General features: G+C 58.9%; 13 protein-coding genes, 1 tRNA gene, 3 pseudogenes and 1 other annotated feature. Of the genes and pseudogenes, 7 read left to right on the plus strand and 10 right to left on the minus strand.

All coding sequences use genetic code 11. The features are described 5' to 3' along the window. Nucleotides 1–104: 104 nt before the first annotated feature. Nucleotides 105–1340, minus strand: a complete 1236-nt coding sequence (locus tag EQG66_RS00005; RefSeq protein WP_164975545.1) for a TonB-dependent receptor — start codon at nt 1338–1340, stop codon at nt 105–107. A 329-nt stretch (nt 1341–1669) separates the two neighbouring features. On the opposite strand from EQG66_RS00005, the gene EQG66_RS00010 reads away from it, so the two are divergent. From EQG66_RS00010 to EQG66_RS00025, 4 genes are all read left to right on the plus strand, one after another. Then, entirely contained in the window at nt 1670–2671 is a 1002-nt protein-coding gene (locus EQG66_RS00010) for a LacI family DNA-binding transcriptional regulator (protein WP_164975546.1), read from the plus strand. A gap of 65 nt (nt 2672–2736) precedes the next feature. Then, nucleotides 2737–4065: a histidinol dehydrogenase gene (gene hisD, locus EQG66_RS00015; RefSeq protein WP_129402525.1), complete on the plus strand. Its 1329-nt coding sequence runs from the start codon at nt 2737–2739 to the stop codon at nt 4063–4065. Between the two features lies 1 nt (nt 4066). Further along, complete coding sequence (locus tag EQG66_RS00020; protein WP_129402526.1) at nt 4067–4831, plus strand: SDR family NAD(P)-dependent oxidoreductase; 765 nt, start codon at nt 4067–4069, stop codon at nt 4829–4831. A gap of 71 nt (nt 4832–4902) precedes the next feature. Next, complete coding sequence (locus EQG66_RS00025; protein WP_129402527.1) at nt 4903–5388, plus strand: GAF domain-containing protein; 486 nt, start codon at nt 4903–4905, stop codon at nt 5386–5388. Nucleotides 5389–5652: 264 nt separating this feature from the next. Here EQG66_RS00025 and thyA read toward each other — a convergent pair whose 3' ends face one another. Next, the gene (gene thyA / locus EQG66_RS00030; RefSeq protein ID WP_129402528.1) at nt 5653–6591 is read right to left on the minus strand and encodes a thymidylate synthase; all 939 of its coding nucleotides are present in this window, start codon (nt 6589–6591) and stop codon (nt 5653–5655) included. Between the two features lie 154 nt (nt 6592–6745). Between thyA and EQG66_RS00035 the strand changes: the two genes are divergently transcribed. From EQG66_RS00035 to EQG66_RS00045, 3 genes are all read left to right on the plus strand, one after another. Continuing rightward, complete coding sequence (locus EQG66_RS00035; protein ID WP_129402529.1) at nt 6746–7234, plus strand: JAB domain-containing protein; 489 nt, start codon at nt 6746–6748, stop codon at nt 7232–7234. Next, nucleotides 7225–7301: transfer RNA gene (locus EQG66_RS00040), tRNA-Pro, on the plus strand. The genes EQG66_RS00035 and EQG66_RS00040 overlap by 10 nt, the downstream gene beginning before the upstream one ends. A 171-nt stretch (nt 7302–7472) precedes the next feature. Next, nucleotides 7473–7685 (plus strand): hypothetical protein, encoded by a 213-nt coding sequence (locus tag EQG66_RS00045; RefSeq protein WP_129402530.1) that lies wholly within the window; start codon nt 7473–7475, stop codon nt 7683–7685. A gap of 192 nt (nt 7686–7877) precedes the next feature. Here EQG66_RS00045 and EQG66_RS15750 read toward each other — a convergent pair. The 8 genes and pseudogenes from EQG66_RS15750 to EQG66_RS00090 form a co-directional block, all read right to left on the minus strand. Further along, nucleotides 7878–8855, minus strand: a pseudogene (locus EQG66_RS15750) (recombinase family protein); the annotation flags it as partial. A gap of 333 nt (nt 8856–9188) precedes the next feature. Further along, nucleotides 9189–9680, minus strand: a pseudogene (locus EQG66_RS00060) (DDE-type integrase/transposase/recombinase); the annotation flags it as partial. Between the two features lie 67 nt (nt 9681–9747). Beyond that, a complete protein-coding gene (gene ltrA, locus EQG66_RS00065) occupies nt 9748–11262 on the minus strand; it encodes a group II intron reverse transcriptase/maturase (RefSeq protein WP_129402531.1) in 1515 nt (504 codons plus the stop codon). A gap of 652 nt (nt 11263–11914) precedes the next feature. Next, nucleotides 11915–12657: pseudogene (locus tag EQG66_RS00070) on the minus strand (IS3 family transposase); the annotation flags it as partial. Then, nucleotides 12262–12376, minus strand: a sequence feature (AL1L pseudoknot). Its footprint overlaps the pseudogene before it by 115 nt. A 47-nt stretch (nt 12658–12704) precedes the next feature. Further along, complete coding sequence (locus EQG66_RS00075; protein ID WP_129402532.1) at nt 12705–12950, minus strand: hypothetical protein; 246 nt, start codon at nt 12948–12950, stop codon at nt 12705–12707. A gap of 451 nt (nt 12951–13401) precedes the next feature. Next, complete coding sequence (locus tag EQG66_RS00080) at nt 13402–13677, minus strand: HU family DNA-binding protein (protein WP_129402533.1); 276 nt, start codon at nt 13675–13677, stop codon at nt 13402–13404. 54 nt (nt 13678–13731) lie between these two features. Continuing rightward, on the minus strand, nt 13732–14229 hold the full coding sequence (locus EQG66_RS00085; RefSeq protein ID WP_129402534.1) for a Ros/MucR family transcriptional regulator: 498 nt from the start codon (nt 14227–14229) through the stop codon (nt 13732–13734). A 133-nt stretch (nt 14230–14362) separates the two neighbouring features. Further along, a complete protein-coding gene (locus EQG66_RS00090; RefSeq protein WP_245987742.1) occupies nt 14363–14827 on the minus strand; it encodes a MarR family transcriptional regulator in 465 nt (154 codons plus the stop codon). Between the last annotated feature and the right edge of the window lie 206 nt (nt 14828–15033).

Raw genomic sequence — 15033 nt, forward strand, 5'->3', positions numbered from 1 at the left:
TGCCCAGCAGGCAAAACCCAAAAAGGAGAAAGCACTATCTTGACCCACAGGAATTAATCGAAACATAATCACAAGACGGGTCACTTCTCAGTGAAAACACCGGGTCAACTCTCAATGAAAATCAACAAATAGGTTCCCAAAATCCATTCAATGCTGCTGCCACGCTTCGACTTTAGCTGGAATTCCTGAGAAAACTGGCGGTCTTCATGGTTCAGATCACCGTGCAGCAGGCTCTGGCCAGTAATATCAGCGTCCAGCCGGATCGTGCCTTCGGAATACCGAAAGCCGGTGATCGACACGAGGTCCGCGAAGCCCAGCTCCTGATCAACGCGGAGGGTGGCGCCATAGCCTTCTTCCCTGTTGAACTGCGGAAGATCATTTCGGGTATTGTAAAAATTTTTGCCCGGAACATCTGCAAGCGAGGGGAGACGAACCGGCGGATTTGGATAGCCCGGTGCAACGACATTCGCCGAAGACGCATATGTTCCGCTATGGCGATCGTTCACCATGCCGATGTCGCCCTTGGTGTAGGCATAAAAACCGGTCAGCTTCACGCGGGTCGCATCTGAAGGCTCCCACAGCAGCTTGGAGCGGATAGTGGCGAATTTTTCCGTGAAAATATCATGGCCGGCCGACAGGCTCTTGCCCCAACCATCGCGCTGATCAGTTCCCGCAACAGACAAATTCCACGCCAGTGTGTCACCAATAGGAGCCGACACATACAACTGGCCGCTCAGGCGATCATAGTTCGCATAGCCAAGCGACCCGCTGACTTCGGTATCCCGGCCTGGATCCTTCGTGAACATCTGGATAGCGCCACCCGATGAGTTGCGGCCGAACAGCGTACCCTGCGGACCCTTCAGCACCTCGACGCGCTCGATGCTGTTGATAGCCAGATAGGCGGTCGAGAGACGGGTGTAGTACATATCGTCAATGTAAACGGGCACACTCGACTCGTTGCCGAGGTTGCCGCCCGCCGGGTTACCGATGCCGCGCAAGAACGGCAGATAGACGCCAACGACCTGACCAAAGTTCAGCGAAGGATCGACATGGGCCAGATCCTTCACATTCTCGATGCCGCTAGCCTGCAAAGTGGCGCCGCTGAACGCCGTCACGGCAACGGGAACGTCCTGAAGCCGCTGTTCACGGCGCTGGGCGGTCACGACGATATCCTGAAGCTGCGTCGCCTCCACTTCTTCCGTTGCGGCCGCCGGAGCAGGGGCGTCCTGCGCAATGGCGTAAAGTGGCGTAAGGCCCGTACAAACCATCAGAGCGCATGACAATTTGCGCGCCGATGTGCTGCCTGCCAAACGCAGACTATTTTTAATGCGGTTATTCATAACCCTCCCCTTCCAGTTTCTAAACCGGCCAGCAGCTGCGTCGATCACAGCCTGCATGCCGCACGCAAAATTAACGGCAACTGCCCACGCAAACGGGGCACTCAACCTCTGTGCAGCTATAGTAAGTAAACCTGCCAATACCCTTGGTCTATCGCGATAAAAATTATAGGAGGCATAGGTTATATACTATTAATTAAGCAGGGATCGTAACAATCATACATAATTTCAATATGTTAGAATTTATCCTCAACAGCACCCCCTAACGGCTATCTGCGACAAAAATGCAACTTCCGGTTGTCGTTCTGCATGAACCAGATAGAAGCTCGCACATGAGCGAAGACCATTCCTTCCGTACTCCCACGGCACATGACGTTGCACGGCTCGCCGGCGTATCGCAGTCCGCTGTGTCACGCGCATTTACTGTCGGGGCCAGTATCTCTCCCGACAAGCGCGACAAAATCATCGCCGCCGCGAACGAGCTTGGCTATCGTCCGAACATCCTCGCCCGGTCGCTCATTAAGGGCACGTCCAAGGTCGTCGGCGTGGTCTTCGGCCAATTCGAGAACCCCTTTTTCGCTCATGCTCTCGATCGTTTCTCGGAAGATTTCGAGGGCCGCGGCCTTCGCATCTTGCTGTTTACCGCCAAGACCAACGCGACTGTCGACGAACAAGTCGCCGAACTGCTCAGCTATCAGGTGAGCGCTGTCATCCTGATGGCCGTGAACCTGTCATCCAAGCTCGTGGCCGAGTGCGCGCGGTCCAATATCCCGGTGGTGATGTTCAACCGCACGACAGAGGAAGAGCATGAGGCCTTCGCGGTAACTGGTGACAACACAGCAGGAGCCACAGCCATCGCACAGCATTTTTTGAACACCGGCCGAGCGCGGGTTGCGTTCATGGCAGGCTATGACGACAGCTCCACCAGCCGCCAACGCGAAGCAGCGTTCATGGCCGCCATGTCTGGCACGGGCATACCAGAGCCGCGCCGCGTCGTCGGCCATTATAGCAGACAGGGTGCGATAGAGGCGACTCGCGAGCTTTTCGCCGCCGGGGCTGAGCGCCCTGACGCCCTGTTCTGCGCCAACGACATGATGGCGATTGCTGCCATCGAAACGCTGCGAACAGAATTCGGCATCGAGCCGGGAAGGCAGTGCGCGGTGGCGGGTTTCGACAATATATCAATGGCGGCGTGGCCCAGCTTTTCGCTCACCACTTACTCCCAGCCAATAGACCGCATGGTCGCCCATGCAGTCGCGTTTATCGCGGGGGAAAGCGAAGGTGAGCGCGCCGTTGTGGTGCCCGGAGAACTGATCATCCGCAATTCTGCTTGACCGCCTGCTCTGACGCGCTATGTTTTTGCATACGTATGCATTGCAATCAGCACAAGGAATGAACGATGGCAGTCTATCTGAAAAGAGGAGCAACGGCGGAGGCGAAGGCGGATCGTGACCGCTCTGTGCGTGACACCGTTGAAGCTATACTTGCCGACATTGAGGCGCGCGGCGACGAGGCGGTGCGCGAATTATCCGTCAAATTCGACAAGTGGGATCGCGAGAGCTACCGCCTTAGCCAAAGCGAAATCCAGGACTGCATAGACCAGCTCTCCGGTCAGGATCTCAAGGACATCGAATTCGCACAGACCCAGGTTCGCAACTTCGCCCGCATCCAGCGCGACTCAATGAAAGATGTCGAGGTCGAAACACTGCCCGGCATCGTTCTGGGTCACAAAAATCTGCCCCTCAATGCGGCTGGTTGCTATGTGCCCGGCGGCAAATATCCCTTGCTCGCGTCCGCACATATGAGCGTCATTACGGCCAAGGTCGCCGGCGTGCCGCGCGTTGTCACCTGCGCGCCGCCGTTTAACGGCAAGCCCGCGCCAGCGATCGTCGCGGCACAAGCCATGGCAGGCGCAGACGAAATCTATTGTCTCGGCGGTATTCAGGCGGTCGCAGCAATGGGCATCGGCACCCAGTCGATTGCGCCCGTCGACATACTCGTCGGCCCCGGCAACGCTTTCGTCGCGGAAGCCAAGCGACAGCTGTTCGGTCGAGTCGGCATTGATCTGTTTGCAGGCCCCACCGAAACACTCGTCATTGCCGATGAAATCGGATGTGACGGTGAACTTGCCGCCACGGACTTGTTGGGCCAGGCAGAGCATGGGCCAGACAGCCCAGCTGTCCTTCTCACCACTTCGGAAAAACTGGCGCGCGAAACGATGGCAGAGATCGAACGCCTGCTTCAGATCCTTCCTACCGCCGAAATCGCGCGCAAGGCATGGGAGACCTACGGCGAAGTCATCGTAGCGGAAAATGACGAGGAGATGGTGCGCATCGCCGACGAGATCGCATCCGAGCATGTCCAGGTGATGACCCGCGATCCGGATTATTTTCTCGCCAATATGACCAATTACGGCGCGCTGTTTCTCGGCAACCGTACCAACGTCAGCTATGGCGACAAGGTAATCGGCACCAACCACACGCTGCCGACGAAAAAGGCGGCGCGCTATACTGGCGGACTGTGGGTGGGCAAATTCCTCAAGACATGCACCTATCAGCGGGTGCTTACAGACGAGGCATCCGCGATGATCGGTGAATATTGCAGCCGTCTGTGCGCGCTGGAGGGCTTTGCTGGTCATGGCGAGCAGGCCAATATCCGCGTGCGCCGCTATGGTCACCGTGACGTTCCCTATGCAGGTCGAGCCGAACCGCTGGCCGAGGCAGAATAAAATGGATCTGCCCAAGACACCCAGTTTCCGCCTTGATAGTCGCCGTGCAATCGTGACGGGGGCCGGGCGCGGCATCGGGCTGGCGCTCGCCGCGGCAATGGCCGAGGCCGGAGCCGCGGTCACGCTCGTTGCCCGCACAGCCAGCGAAATCGAAGCCGGGGCGGAGGCTATTCGTGCAGCGGGCGGCATCGCAAACGCGGCCATCCTCGATGTATCCGATATTGCGGCTGTCACCGCATTTTTCGAAGAACGCCCCGCCTATCACATTCTTGTCAACAATGCCGGAACCAATCGTCCCAAGCCGATGTGGGATGTGACAGAAGAGGATTATGACGCGGTCATTGACCTCAATGTCAAATCCGCCTTCTTCGTGGCACAGGCCTGCGTCAAGCGGATGATCGAGGAGCGGGTGGCGGGCAGCCTGATCCACATTGGTTCGCAAATGGGCCATGTGGGCGGGCCGAACCGCTCGCTCTACTGCACCTCGAAATGGGCGCTGGAGGGCATGAACAAGACATTCGCGCTAGACCTCGCCAGCCATGGCATCCGGTCGAACACGATCGCACCTACCTTCATCGAAACGCCTATGACCAGGCCGTTTTTCGAGAATGTGGAATTCAAGGCCAGCGTAATTGCCAAGATCAAGCTGGGTCGTCTGGGCAATGTCGAGGATTTAATGGGTGCAGCGCTGTTCCTTGCGTCTGACGCAAGTGCTCTCATGACCGGCACGAGCATAGTGGTTGATGGGGGCTGGACAGCCGACTGACGTTGGACGCCCCCCTGCGAAACTGATAGGGGACATTCATCACCTCCCCCTTCCTTTTCAAAGGTGCCGGCATGTATGTTTTCTCTTCCGAGGCCCACCTTACCCCGTCCGAACGCCATGAGGCACTGCGCGCTGCTGCACTGGCAATTACAGAGGGCGAGGCGGATGGCATTGCGAACATGGCGAATATCGCAGCGCTAATATGGCAGTATTTGCCCGGCCTCAACTGGGCAGGCTTCTATCGCATGATCGAGGGAGAACTGGTGCTGGGTCCATTCATCGGCAAACCGGCATGCATCCGAATCCCGCTCGATCGGGGCGTCTGCGGCGTTGCCGCGGCAAACGGCAAGACGCAACTCGTTCCAGATGTTCACGCCTTTCCCGGCCATATCGCATGCGATGCCGATAGCCGCTCAGAACTGGTGGTGCCGGTATATGATGACGGCACGGTGATAGCTGTGATTGATCTTGACAGCCCGGAACCCGGACACTTTACACCGGAAGATGCGACAGCGCTGGAGGCGCTGGCACAAGCAATCTCTGGCCGTATCAGGTAACAGGCACCGCCCGAACATATACGACAGGAAGCCCTTATGAATTTTGCCGGATGATCTTGCGCTCCCGCAAGCGCACTTCGCCAAACAATAGATTGAAGCGCACTTCGGCACCCAGAGGAAGCGTCAGAGATGGCGAAGAGACGTGTGGCAATAGGTGCTGTATAGCCTTCAGAAGTCGGATCGCACCACATTCACGATCACATGCCAGCGGATGCCATAACTGATCCACAAACATCTGGTATCAGCCTATAATCCGATAGGACGCTATACCGCAACCGGCGCGGCGATGTGGGCTTGCGGGCTATAGTCCACCACCTCGAAATCCTCTATCGCATAGTCGAACATGCTCAGCGGCTTGCGGGTGATGCGGAGTTTCGGCGCGCCAGCGGGCGTCCGCGCCAGTTGCGCCTCCACCAGTTCCGCGTGGTTCAGATAGAGGTGCACATCGCCGCCCTGCCAGACGATCTCCCCCGCCTTCAGGTCGCATTGCTGCGCCAGCATGCGCGTGAGCATCGCCAGAGCGAAAATGTTGAACGGCACCCCAAGAACGAAATCGGCGCTACGCTGAAACAGCAGGCCGGAAAGCTTCCCGTCCGCGACATGGAACTGATAGGTCATGTGGCACGGCGGCAGCGCCATGCTATCCACCTCATCCACATTCCAGCCGGTAAACAGCAGGCGGCGTGAGCCGGGGTTGCTGCGGATGCCCTCGACCAGAGCAGCTATCTGGTTATGCCCCTGGCTCGCGCGGCGATACAGCCCCTCGCCCTCGCCCGCAGGCTCATAGCGCGGCCAGTTCACCCACTGCGCGCCATAGACCGGTCCCAGATCGCCCCAGCGCGCGGCAAACCCCTCATCCGCCACGATCCGCGCCTCGAAATCGTCGCGGCTGATCTGCTCCCCGGTCGCACGGCGATATGTATCGAGCGGCCAATCCGTCCATATATGCACGCCCTGCGCCACCAGCGCGCGAATATTGGTGTCGCCGGTAAGGAACCACAGCATCTCCCGCGCCGCCGCCTTCCAATAGACCCGCTTGGTGGTGAGCAACGGCACCGCATCGTCGGCCAGAGAGAAGCGCATGCTCGCGCCAAATAGCGCGCGCGTGCCTACCCCGGTCCGGTCGGTGCGCGTGTGCCCCTCGGTCCAGATACGGCGCATCAAATCGAGATATTGCTGCTCATAATGATCGGCCTGGGGCATATGGGGCACGGATTCCTATCGAGAGATGCGACCATTCCTTGCGCGTGAGCGCAGCTATCGTCAAGGGCGCTCAGTCTCATCCATAATGGCGCAATTATTATAGGACACCAAGCAGATCGGATCATCCTATATCTGGCGGTCAGTGGAGCATATTGTGCAACTGCGGCCTATGTATGCGCCGCACTGGTTTGCCCATATTGTTGAGATGCTGGAGCTGCGTGGATCCGCCAACGAGGTTCTGGCCGCGATTTTCCTTAGCCCAACAATCGAGGCCGTCGGCGCTCTGACGATGGAAGGAGAGGCACAGCGGGTTCATCTGCCGATACGGGAAATCGTAGACGCTGCCGCGCAGGCGAGAGCAAAGCTGGTTTTGCTCGTACACACCCACCCTTCCGGAGACCCTCGCCCCAGCAGCCAGGATATTGCCCTGACACGGCGTCTCCATGCCCGTTTGCAGCCACATTCCATGATCCTGTTCGATCATATCATACTGGCGCGTGATCGATATTTCAGCTTTCGCTCATCGGGGTTGCTCAAGGCTTCAGAAAACTGCGTACTTGCCCTTGCCACGCAGGCACCCGCCCCCTATAGGCTGCCGCCTGCCTTGCGGGGATCGTATGATTCCAGCCCGGTCGGGGAGTAGCTCAGCCTGGTAGAGCACTGTCTTCGGGAGGCAGGGGCCGGAGGTTCGAATCCTCTCTCCCCGACCAATTCTCAATTTGCGGAATTTCAGCCCCGTCGCCCTCATTAGAGGGTGGCGGTGGACTGAACATTTCAACAAGCATATCAAATGGTTGCCGGTATTCCGCTCGCAACTCACCATGCTGCCAAATGCAGTTCGATAGTACGAAATTCACCAGTCTGCGCTTCTCGACAGAGGCTTGCGATTCGAACAGCCTGTGGGCCTTACGCGCAAGAGTAAGGAGAGCGACCCCTTCGTCCATATAGGCGCTACTCGCATCCAGATGGCGGGTCATGTCACGCTGGCAACGATCAATCTCGTCGCGCCACTGGATCGACATCCGGCGGTAGAAGTCGTCGCTGACGGCCCCATCAAGCTTGTCGATGTAGACGCCTTCCAGTCGGTTCCGTAGCCGGTCGATCTCGGCACGAAGACGCGCCACTGCCTCATCGTGGTCACGCTTCTCAACGGAGTAGCCGTCGCGAAGCGCCTTGACGATAAGGTCATACACGTCCTCATCAAACCGCAACCGCGACAGAATGGTCGCGAATTGCTCTTCGAGAACTTCTTCCCGGACAAAACGCTCCGGGCATTTCCCGTGATACCCCGTGCAATGATAATAGATGTATTTGCCCTTCTTGATCTCGGCGGTCAGCGCGCAACCGCAGTGCCCACACGAGATCAGGCCGGTGAATGCGAAATCCTTGACGCCTCCGCCTGTCTTGGCGTGGCGGACATTGTTCCTGCCGTCGAGAATGTCCTGAGCGCATTGCCACAGGTCGAGGCTGACCAGCGCTTGATGGCTGCCCTTGTAAATCTTGCCCAACCATTCGAAGTCGCCCGTATAGAGACGACTACGCAGGATTTTATGCACGGTGCTGACCGGAACAGAACGTCCGCTCTTGCGATAGACAAGTCCGGCGCCCCGCGCCATGGCGCCGATTTCCTTCAGGGAATAGTTGCCTGTAGCATACCACTCGAACATGCGGGCGATGGTTGGCCCTTGGTCGGGATCAACCACAATGACTTTCTTGCCGTCCGGCTCTACGCCGTTCCGGTATCCGAACGGCGCGGCGCTCGGCCAAAGGCCTTGCTCTGCCTTTTCCAGCATCCCCTTGCGGACCTCTTCGGAGAGATTGTCGATGTAGTTCTTCGCCATCAGCACTTTGATGCCGTGCATGAATTTTTCCGACGATCGGGATTCCCGGGACAGGACAACGCCCTCCTTCACGAGGTGGATCTCGGCATCCAGTTCGTCGATCGTCACCCAATCCTTGAGATTGCGGTAGAGCCGGTCAGTCTTCTCGACCAGAACGGTGTTAATCACCTTGCGCTTTCGCAAGAACCGGATCATCTCGTTGAAGCTGGTCCGGCCACTTTGCTTGGCCGTTTCGACATCGACATATTCACCAGCCACGACGAACCCATTGGCGACGGCGTGTTCGCGCAGCAGCTTGAGCTGGGCAGGAATCGAAAAGCCCTCGCGCTCCTGCTCGCGCGACGAAACCCGGGCGTAGATGACCGCCTTGGGCGTCTGCATGTCTTCGCGCTTCGCCCGTGTTTTCGACCTCGCCGTTGCCATGTCGATATTTCCTTCCAGTTGCAGGCACCTCGCACCCGTCACTCACGAGGCCATTGCTCTTGCGACGCTCAGGGCTGAGCGGGATTGGCGACAAGCTCCCATGGCATCACAAGTCCGTCGGTGACGGTATCGCAAACCAGATACGGGCTCAATCAACGGGTTGGGAACAATGACGTTAGTAGCTTTCTTGCGCGAGCTGAAATGTGGCCTTCCAAACCAAATCGGTTGCTCGGCCATAACGACAACGCACGATCAACTACAGTATCAGTCGTCCGTTCCGGGAATCTTGTTATTTGAAGCGTCCCGGGTTTCCCGGAGGCGGTTTCATTTGGGTCATGCAACCATATTGAGGTTGTCGGTGGCTGCATAGTAATTGGCTTCGGCCTCGGCGGGCGGGATGTGTCCGATTGGGCCAAACAGGCGGTGATGGTTGAACCAATCTACCCAGCGCAGGGTTGCCATTTCCACCGCTGAAGCGTTTGGCCATGATCGTTGCCGCCAGATGACTTCGGCCTTGTAGAGGCCGTTGATGGTCTCGGCGAGGGCGTTGTCATACGAGTCACCGACACTGCCCACAGAGGGCACCAGCTCGGCTTCGGACAGCCGCTGGGTGTAGCTCATGGCCAGATATTGCACACCCCTGTCGCTATGGTGGATCAGGCCATCCTCGGCATTTGGCCTGCGCGCATGGATTGCCTGCTCCAGGGCATCCAGCACGAACCCTGCTGTGGCGCTGGTGCTGACCTTCCAGCCTACGATCCGCCGGGCGAAGGCGTCGATCACGAAGGCCACGTAGACAAAGCCGGTCCAGGTATGAAGTGGAGTAGGAAGCGCATAAGCGCTTCCCCTCCCCGAACCGTACGTGCACCTTTCAGCGCATACGGCTCTCCATTCAACCTTGGCCCATGGCCATGGCGACATCATGATAGCGGGAAGTGACGGTGTTTCGGAGTTCGTCCCTGAAGATGTAGGGATTTCGCTCCGGGTTCCGCCACCGGAACTGCATCTTCTGGCTGGTGACCAGTCGTCGCAGCGCCTTGCCGACGGCATTGCCCTGATTGCTCCGGTCGTAAATCAGCCACGTCTTTGCTTGGCCGATTGTCGGCACGCGGTACCATTTGCGCATCAAGGGCTTGATACGGGATCGGTACTTCTGCGCCAACCAGTGCGCCATTTTCCAGAACACGACGGTGTCGATGCGCCGGAATGTGCGCGCCGTGAAGTCGGTGAACTTATAGAACGCAGCCCAGCCCACCAGTTGGCGGTTCAGGCTGTCGATCATGTCCACCGCGGCAACCTCATGATTGCCGGAGAGCGCCTCGACCAGTCGGCGAGCGAAGGTCTTGGCTTTCTCCTTGGGTATCGTCGAGACCACGGACATGCGTCCGCTCGATCCCCGCCTGCGGATAATCCGGTGCCCGAGGAACACGAACCCGTCGTTGACGTGGGTGATATGGGTCTTGTCCATATTCAACGTCAGCTTCAGGCCGTCTTCCAGAAAGGCCCGGCATTCCTCGCGGATGGCCTCGGCATGTGCCTTGGTGCCCTTGACGATGACGACGAAGTCGTCGGCGTAGCGGCAGTAGGCGACAGCAGGTTTCCATTGCCGGTTCTCGCGAACCGTGATGGGGCGTCCCTGCTGGATGCCGAAGTTCCATGCCCAGCGATCCTTTCGCGCCTTGGCCCTCAGGTATTTCGCCTCCAGCCACGCATCAAACTCATGGAGCATGATGTTGGACAGGAGCGGCGACAGCACGCCGCCTTGCGGAACACCTTCACTTGAGGCGACAAACAGGCCACGGTCAATGTGGCCTGCCTTCAGGAACCGCCAGAGCAGATCGACGAACCGATCATCCCGGATACGCTGCCGGACGCAGCGAAGCAGAAGCCGGTGGTGGACGGTATCGAAGTAGCTCGCCAGATCACCTTCGATGATCCAGCGGCCCCGCGTTCCGGCACCAGTATCCTGCAACTGTATCTTCACTGTCCGGACAGCGTGATGCACGCTGCGCTCCGGCCGGAAGCCGTAGGAGAGGCGATGGAAGTCGCTCTCCCAGATCGGTTCCATGGCCATCAGCATCGCACGTTGGACGATGCGGTCTTTCAGGGTCGGGATACCCAGTGGACGTTTCTTGCCATTGGCTTTCGGGATATAGATTCGCCTGACCGGCTGCGGGGCGTAATTCCCCGTCAGCAAATCCGTCCGCAGACTGGCCAGATGTTCTGCCAGTCCAGCCTGCATCCGTTGCTTGTCCATTCCGTCGATGCCCGGGGTTTTGGCGCCGCTAGACGCCAGCACGATCCGGGCCGCCTCGGCAAGCCACGCCCTGTCAGCAATGAGCCGGAGTAGGCGGTCGAACCTGCGGTTCGGATCGCTCTCGGCCCATGTCGCGAGCTTGTGCTGCATTTCACTGATTATCAAAGGTCTTCACCTCGTTTGGTCAGGTAGTTTGCACTTCAAGCAGATTGAACTGTCCCCCTTCGCCATGTGACAGGCTTTCCCTGTCGCGGACTACTACGGGGACTCCGCCAGCATGGTGGACATCGGGGCCAACTCCCTTGGCATTCCATCATGCCTTCCCTCGTTCATATGCTGGACTTTCGCGCGCTGGGGAGGCTGCCGGTCGCAGTCCTTGTCCTTGCGTCCCGCAAGTCGATGCCGATGCCATGGTCTGGCTGCATTCTCTCCATGGCTCCCTGCGGGCGACCTACATGTACGCCCGCATTCGGATGCCGCCGACATACGTCTCCGGCGCCATCATCAGCATTCCGCCTGTTAAGCCGTGTAGGCGAAGGCGACATTTCAGCCCTCGGATGCGGATTAACCGGTTCGTGTTCCTCAACCTTCCAGCGCTACAGCCTCGGGGACCATCTCGGCGTAACGGCTTCGTCTCAATCCCCTTTACCTGCGGGCTACGTCACCCTGCCAGTTGACGGCAGGTCACCGCCGCTTGGGCTCATGCCCCCTCACAGCAGGGGGCAAGGCGTTCGTTCAATTCCTCCTTTCTCCTTTGCATTCCAGTCATATGCACCCCGGACCATCCGGGACGAGGCGCACCATAGGTGAAGTCGACGACCCACAGCGCGTTGGGCCGCTTGACCTTGAACGCACGGTTGACCCTGTCCAGCGGGCACGGTGTCTTCGGATTACTGACGGTGGTAACGCAGGCTTTACCGCGCCTTATCCCTGCCAAGCCCATCGCGCGCATCAGCCGCTCCACGGTGCACTTGGCGACGTCGATCCCATCGCGGCGCAGCTGGTGCCAGACTTTGCGGGTGCCGTAGAGGCCGAAGCTGGCATCGTGGACCCGCTTGATCTGCTCTTTGATCTCGTCATCGCGCCGGGTACGCGCCGAGCGCTTGTCAGGGTCGGCAAGCCTTGCGGCGTGCTCGTGGTAGGACGATGGGGCGACCCGCAGTTCGCGGCAGATCGGCTCGATACCCAGTTCCTCGTGATGAGCGTCGATGAACGACATCACCATTTGCCGTGGCGGTCGAGCTCCGCCTGCGCAAAATATGCCGACGCCTTGCGCAGGATCTCGTTGGCACGGCGAAGCTCCTTCACCTCGCGTTCGAGAAGCTTGAGCCGTTCCCGTTCGCTAGCGGCTTGCGCCGCTGGCCCCGTTCGTCGGCTCGCCTCCTCACGGCACCACCGACGCAGCGTTTCCGCAGTGCAGCCGATCTTCCCAGCGATGGAGGTCATTGCCGCCCATTCCGAACCGTAATCGGCACGGTGCTCACCAACCATCCGAACCGCGCGTTCGCGGACCTCAGGTGAAAACTTGTTCCTTGCGTTGCTCATTATAGCTCCTTCTCACAGATAGGAGCCTCCGGGAAACCCGGGACGCTTCAATTCGACGGTCCACCTTCATGGTGAGGCTTGGCGCTCGCATGATCCCACTCGTGCAGGGTCGAAAAGAAGCCCACAAGGTTCTCGAGAATCTGGCGGCCGTCTTCGTGCGTCAGTTTCCGATCGGTTCGCTTTTGGAACACCCTGCAGGCTTCTTCCACGATCTCGTCGGAGAAGCGCCGGCTATGGCGCACTGGCTGATCGGAGGAGCGGTTGTCCCGATACGGTGGAACCGACCGCGTCACTGGGACGCCTGCTTGCTACGGTGAAGACTGATCAGGACACCGCGCACCTCGACGCCCACTTCTTCTGCCCCGACTCCCCTTCCCCATCCATGATCGAACTCGGGCAGGACTTGAGATTGCCCGAAACCATACGTCAGACACAATCCGAACGACGAACGTTCGGCGTAAAAATCGGGCAAAAGGTTGCCAGGGCGCTCCGCATGCATGAGAGGTTTCCAACAGAAACCCTGTCGAGCGGCCAAGAAGCACCCGGACTATACTTCGGCGCGAATATATCGAAACGATAAAAACGAGGTTGGCCGGCCTGAAGCCACTAAGATGGCGAATTTGACGGAAAAGTGGCTATTGCCCCAGCGAAAACAGCTCAAGCTCATAGGCAAGCGGCCTCGCGCCCATGACGCGAGACTGCCTGAAGTTAGTCGAATTGCCGGACAACGCAGACCACGGGGGATCACCCGTTCAGCTTGTCCTTGATCGCCTTGGCGGCAGAGAAGGTGAGCTTCTTCGACGCGGCGATCTTGATAGTCTCGCCGGTCGCCGGACTGCGGCCCTCACGTGCTGCGGTATGCTTCACCTTGAACTTGCCGAATCCATTCAACGCGATCTCGTCGCCCTTGGCGGCGGCATCAGCAATGGCAGCGAATACGGAATCCACAATCTTCTTGGCATCGGCCTTTGTGATGCCGTTGCCGGCTGCAATTTGGTCAACGAGGTCGGAATTGTTCATGACATGCTCTCCATTCGAGGGTTGGGGTCTGTAGAAAATGAGTGGGTAGGGTCGTCAGCCTTTAGCCGCAGCGACGGACAACTCCTTGCGCGGCGCGCTGGCCTTCTTGGCAGGCGCTGGCGCTCGGACTGCCGCGGTCTTGACCTTGCCAGGCTTCCGCCCGAGCCCGATCTTCTTGGCCAGCGCGCGTCGCTTTTCGGCATAATTCGGGGCGACCATCGGATAGTCGGCGGGCAGCTTCCATTTGGCGCGATACTGCTCGGGTGTCATCTGGTAGTGCGTCATCAGATGCCGTTTCAGCATCTTGAGTTGCTTCCCGTCTTCCAGGCAGATGATGTAGTCCGGCTTGACGGAGCGCTTCACCGCGACTGCAGGTTCTTGTGCGACCGTTTCCGGCTCATCTGTCGTTCCCAGACCAGCCAGCGACGCATGGACGCTGGCGATCAGGTTAGCCAAATCGCTGATCGCGACGCTGTTGTTGCCAACGTGCGCGGAAACGATGTCGGCAGTGAGCGTGAGAAGGTTGAGATCCTGATCCGACTGCGCTTCCATGGATATCCTTCCGATGAGAAATGGGGTGAGACGAACTGAACAACGGATTATCGTTTCAGGCGCCAATTGCAAATTCGTCGGCATCGCCAACAAACAGCCTGATAGTTCAGGGACGATTGGTGCCGCGAATAAATCATGCGGGGGCCTGCGGAACGATAGCGGCGGGAATAGCGCCGCTTCGGCTCAGCCGTCCGAGATAGCCCTCCATCAATGCAGTAGCGGCGCCGCTGAGGCTGACAAGGACTCGGCGCGCATCGCGAGGGTCCTTCTCCCGGACCACTATGCCAGCCTTCGCCAAGAGCTTGACCCAGCGAATCGCTGTGCTGTGCGGCACGCGTGCAGCATGGGCGAGACTCGATGTCGGCACCTGCTCGCCCCGTGCGGCGGCACTGTAGAGGTCGAGCAATATATCCCAGGCTGGGTCGGCGAACAGGCCCGGCCCGAACGTCTCCTCACGCAGACGCCGCGCCTTGAGCCACCAACGGACGATAGCGAGACCAGTGTCGCGAAGGGCAGGTTCACCGGTTTCCGGATAGTACCCTGCAAGGATATGTTCGGGCCGTGCAGTCGAGCTTGGTTCATCAGGGCCATCGTTCACCGCCGATGCCTTGGGCGACAATTGCCGGACATCCCCGACACTCTGGAAGGGAGCCACTGAAGCACCGGTTCGCCACACGCCATTGCGTGCGTTGCAAACGACGTGTTTCCAGGCATGTGCGGCTCTCCTTGGGATGGTTGAATTCTGGCGGCGGGCGTATGGTCAATGCGCGCGGAAATCCGTTACACGGAGCTTGTGGGAATATG

This window comes from Sphingobium fluviale, assembly GCF_004122115.1.
Classification (GTDB): domain Bacteria; phylum Pseudomonadota; class Alphaproteobacteria; order Sphingomonadales; family Sphingomonadaceae; genus Sphingobium; species Sphingobium fluviale.

Bases quoted from the DNA above. Each gene is read 5' to 3' on its own strand.
- EQG66_RS00025 (WP_129402527.1), top strand. From the start codon at position 4,903: ATGTATGTTTTCTCTTCCGAGGCCCACCTTACCCCGTCCGAACGCCAT.
- ltrA (WP_129402531.1), bottom strand. From the start codon at position 11,262: ATGCAGCACAAGCTCGCGACATGGGCCGAGAGCGATCCGAACCGCAGG.
- EQG66_RS00010 (WP_164975546.1), top strand. From the start codon at position 1,670: ATGAGCGAAGACCATTCCTTCCGTACTCCCACGGCACATGACGTTGCA.
- EQG66_RS00085 (WP_129402534.1), bottom strand. From the start codon at position 14,229: ATGGAAGCGCAGTCGGATCAGGATCTCAACCTTCTCACGCTCACTGCC.
- hisD (WP_129402525.1), top strand. From the start codon at position 2,737: ATGGCAGTCTATCTGAAAAGAGGAGCAACGGCGGAGGCGAAGGCGGAT.
- EQG66_RS00080 (WP_129402533.1), bottom strand. From the start codon at position 13,677: ATGAACAATTCCGACCTCGTTGACCAAATTGCAGCCGGCAACGGCATC.
- EQG66_RS00020 (WP_129402526.1), top strand. From the start codon at position 4,067: ATGGATCTGCCCAAGACACCCAGTTTCCGCCTTGATAGTCGCCGTGCA.
- thyA (WP_129402528.1), bottom strand. From the start codon at position 6,591: ATGCCCCAGGCCGATCATTATGAGCAGCAATATCTCGATTTGATGCGC.
- EQG66_RS00005 (WP_164975545.1), bottom strand. From the start codon at position 1,340: ATGAATAACCGCATTAAAAATAGTCTGCGTTTGGCAGGCAGCACATCG.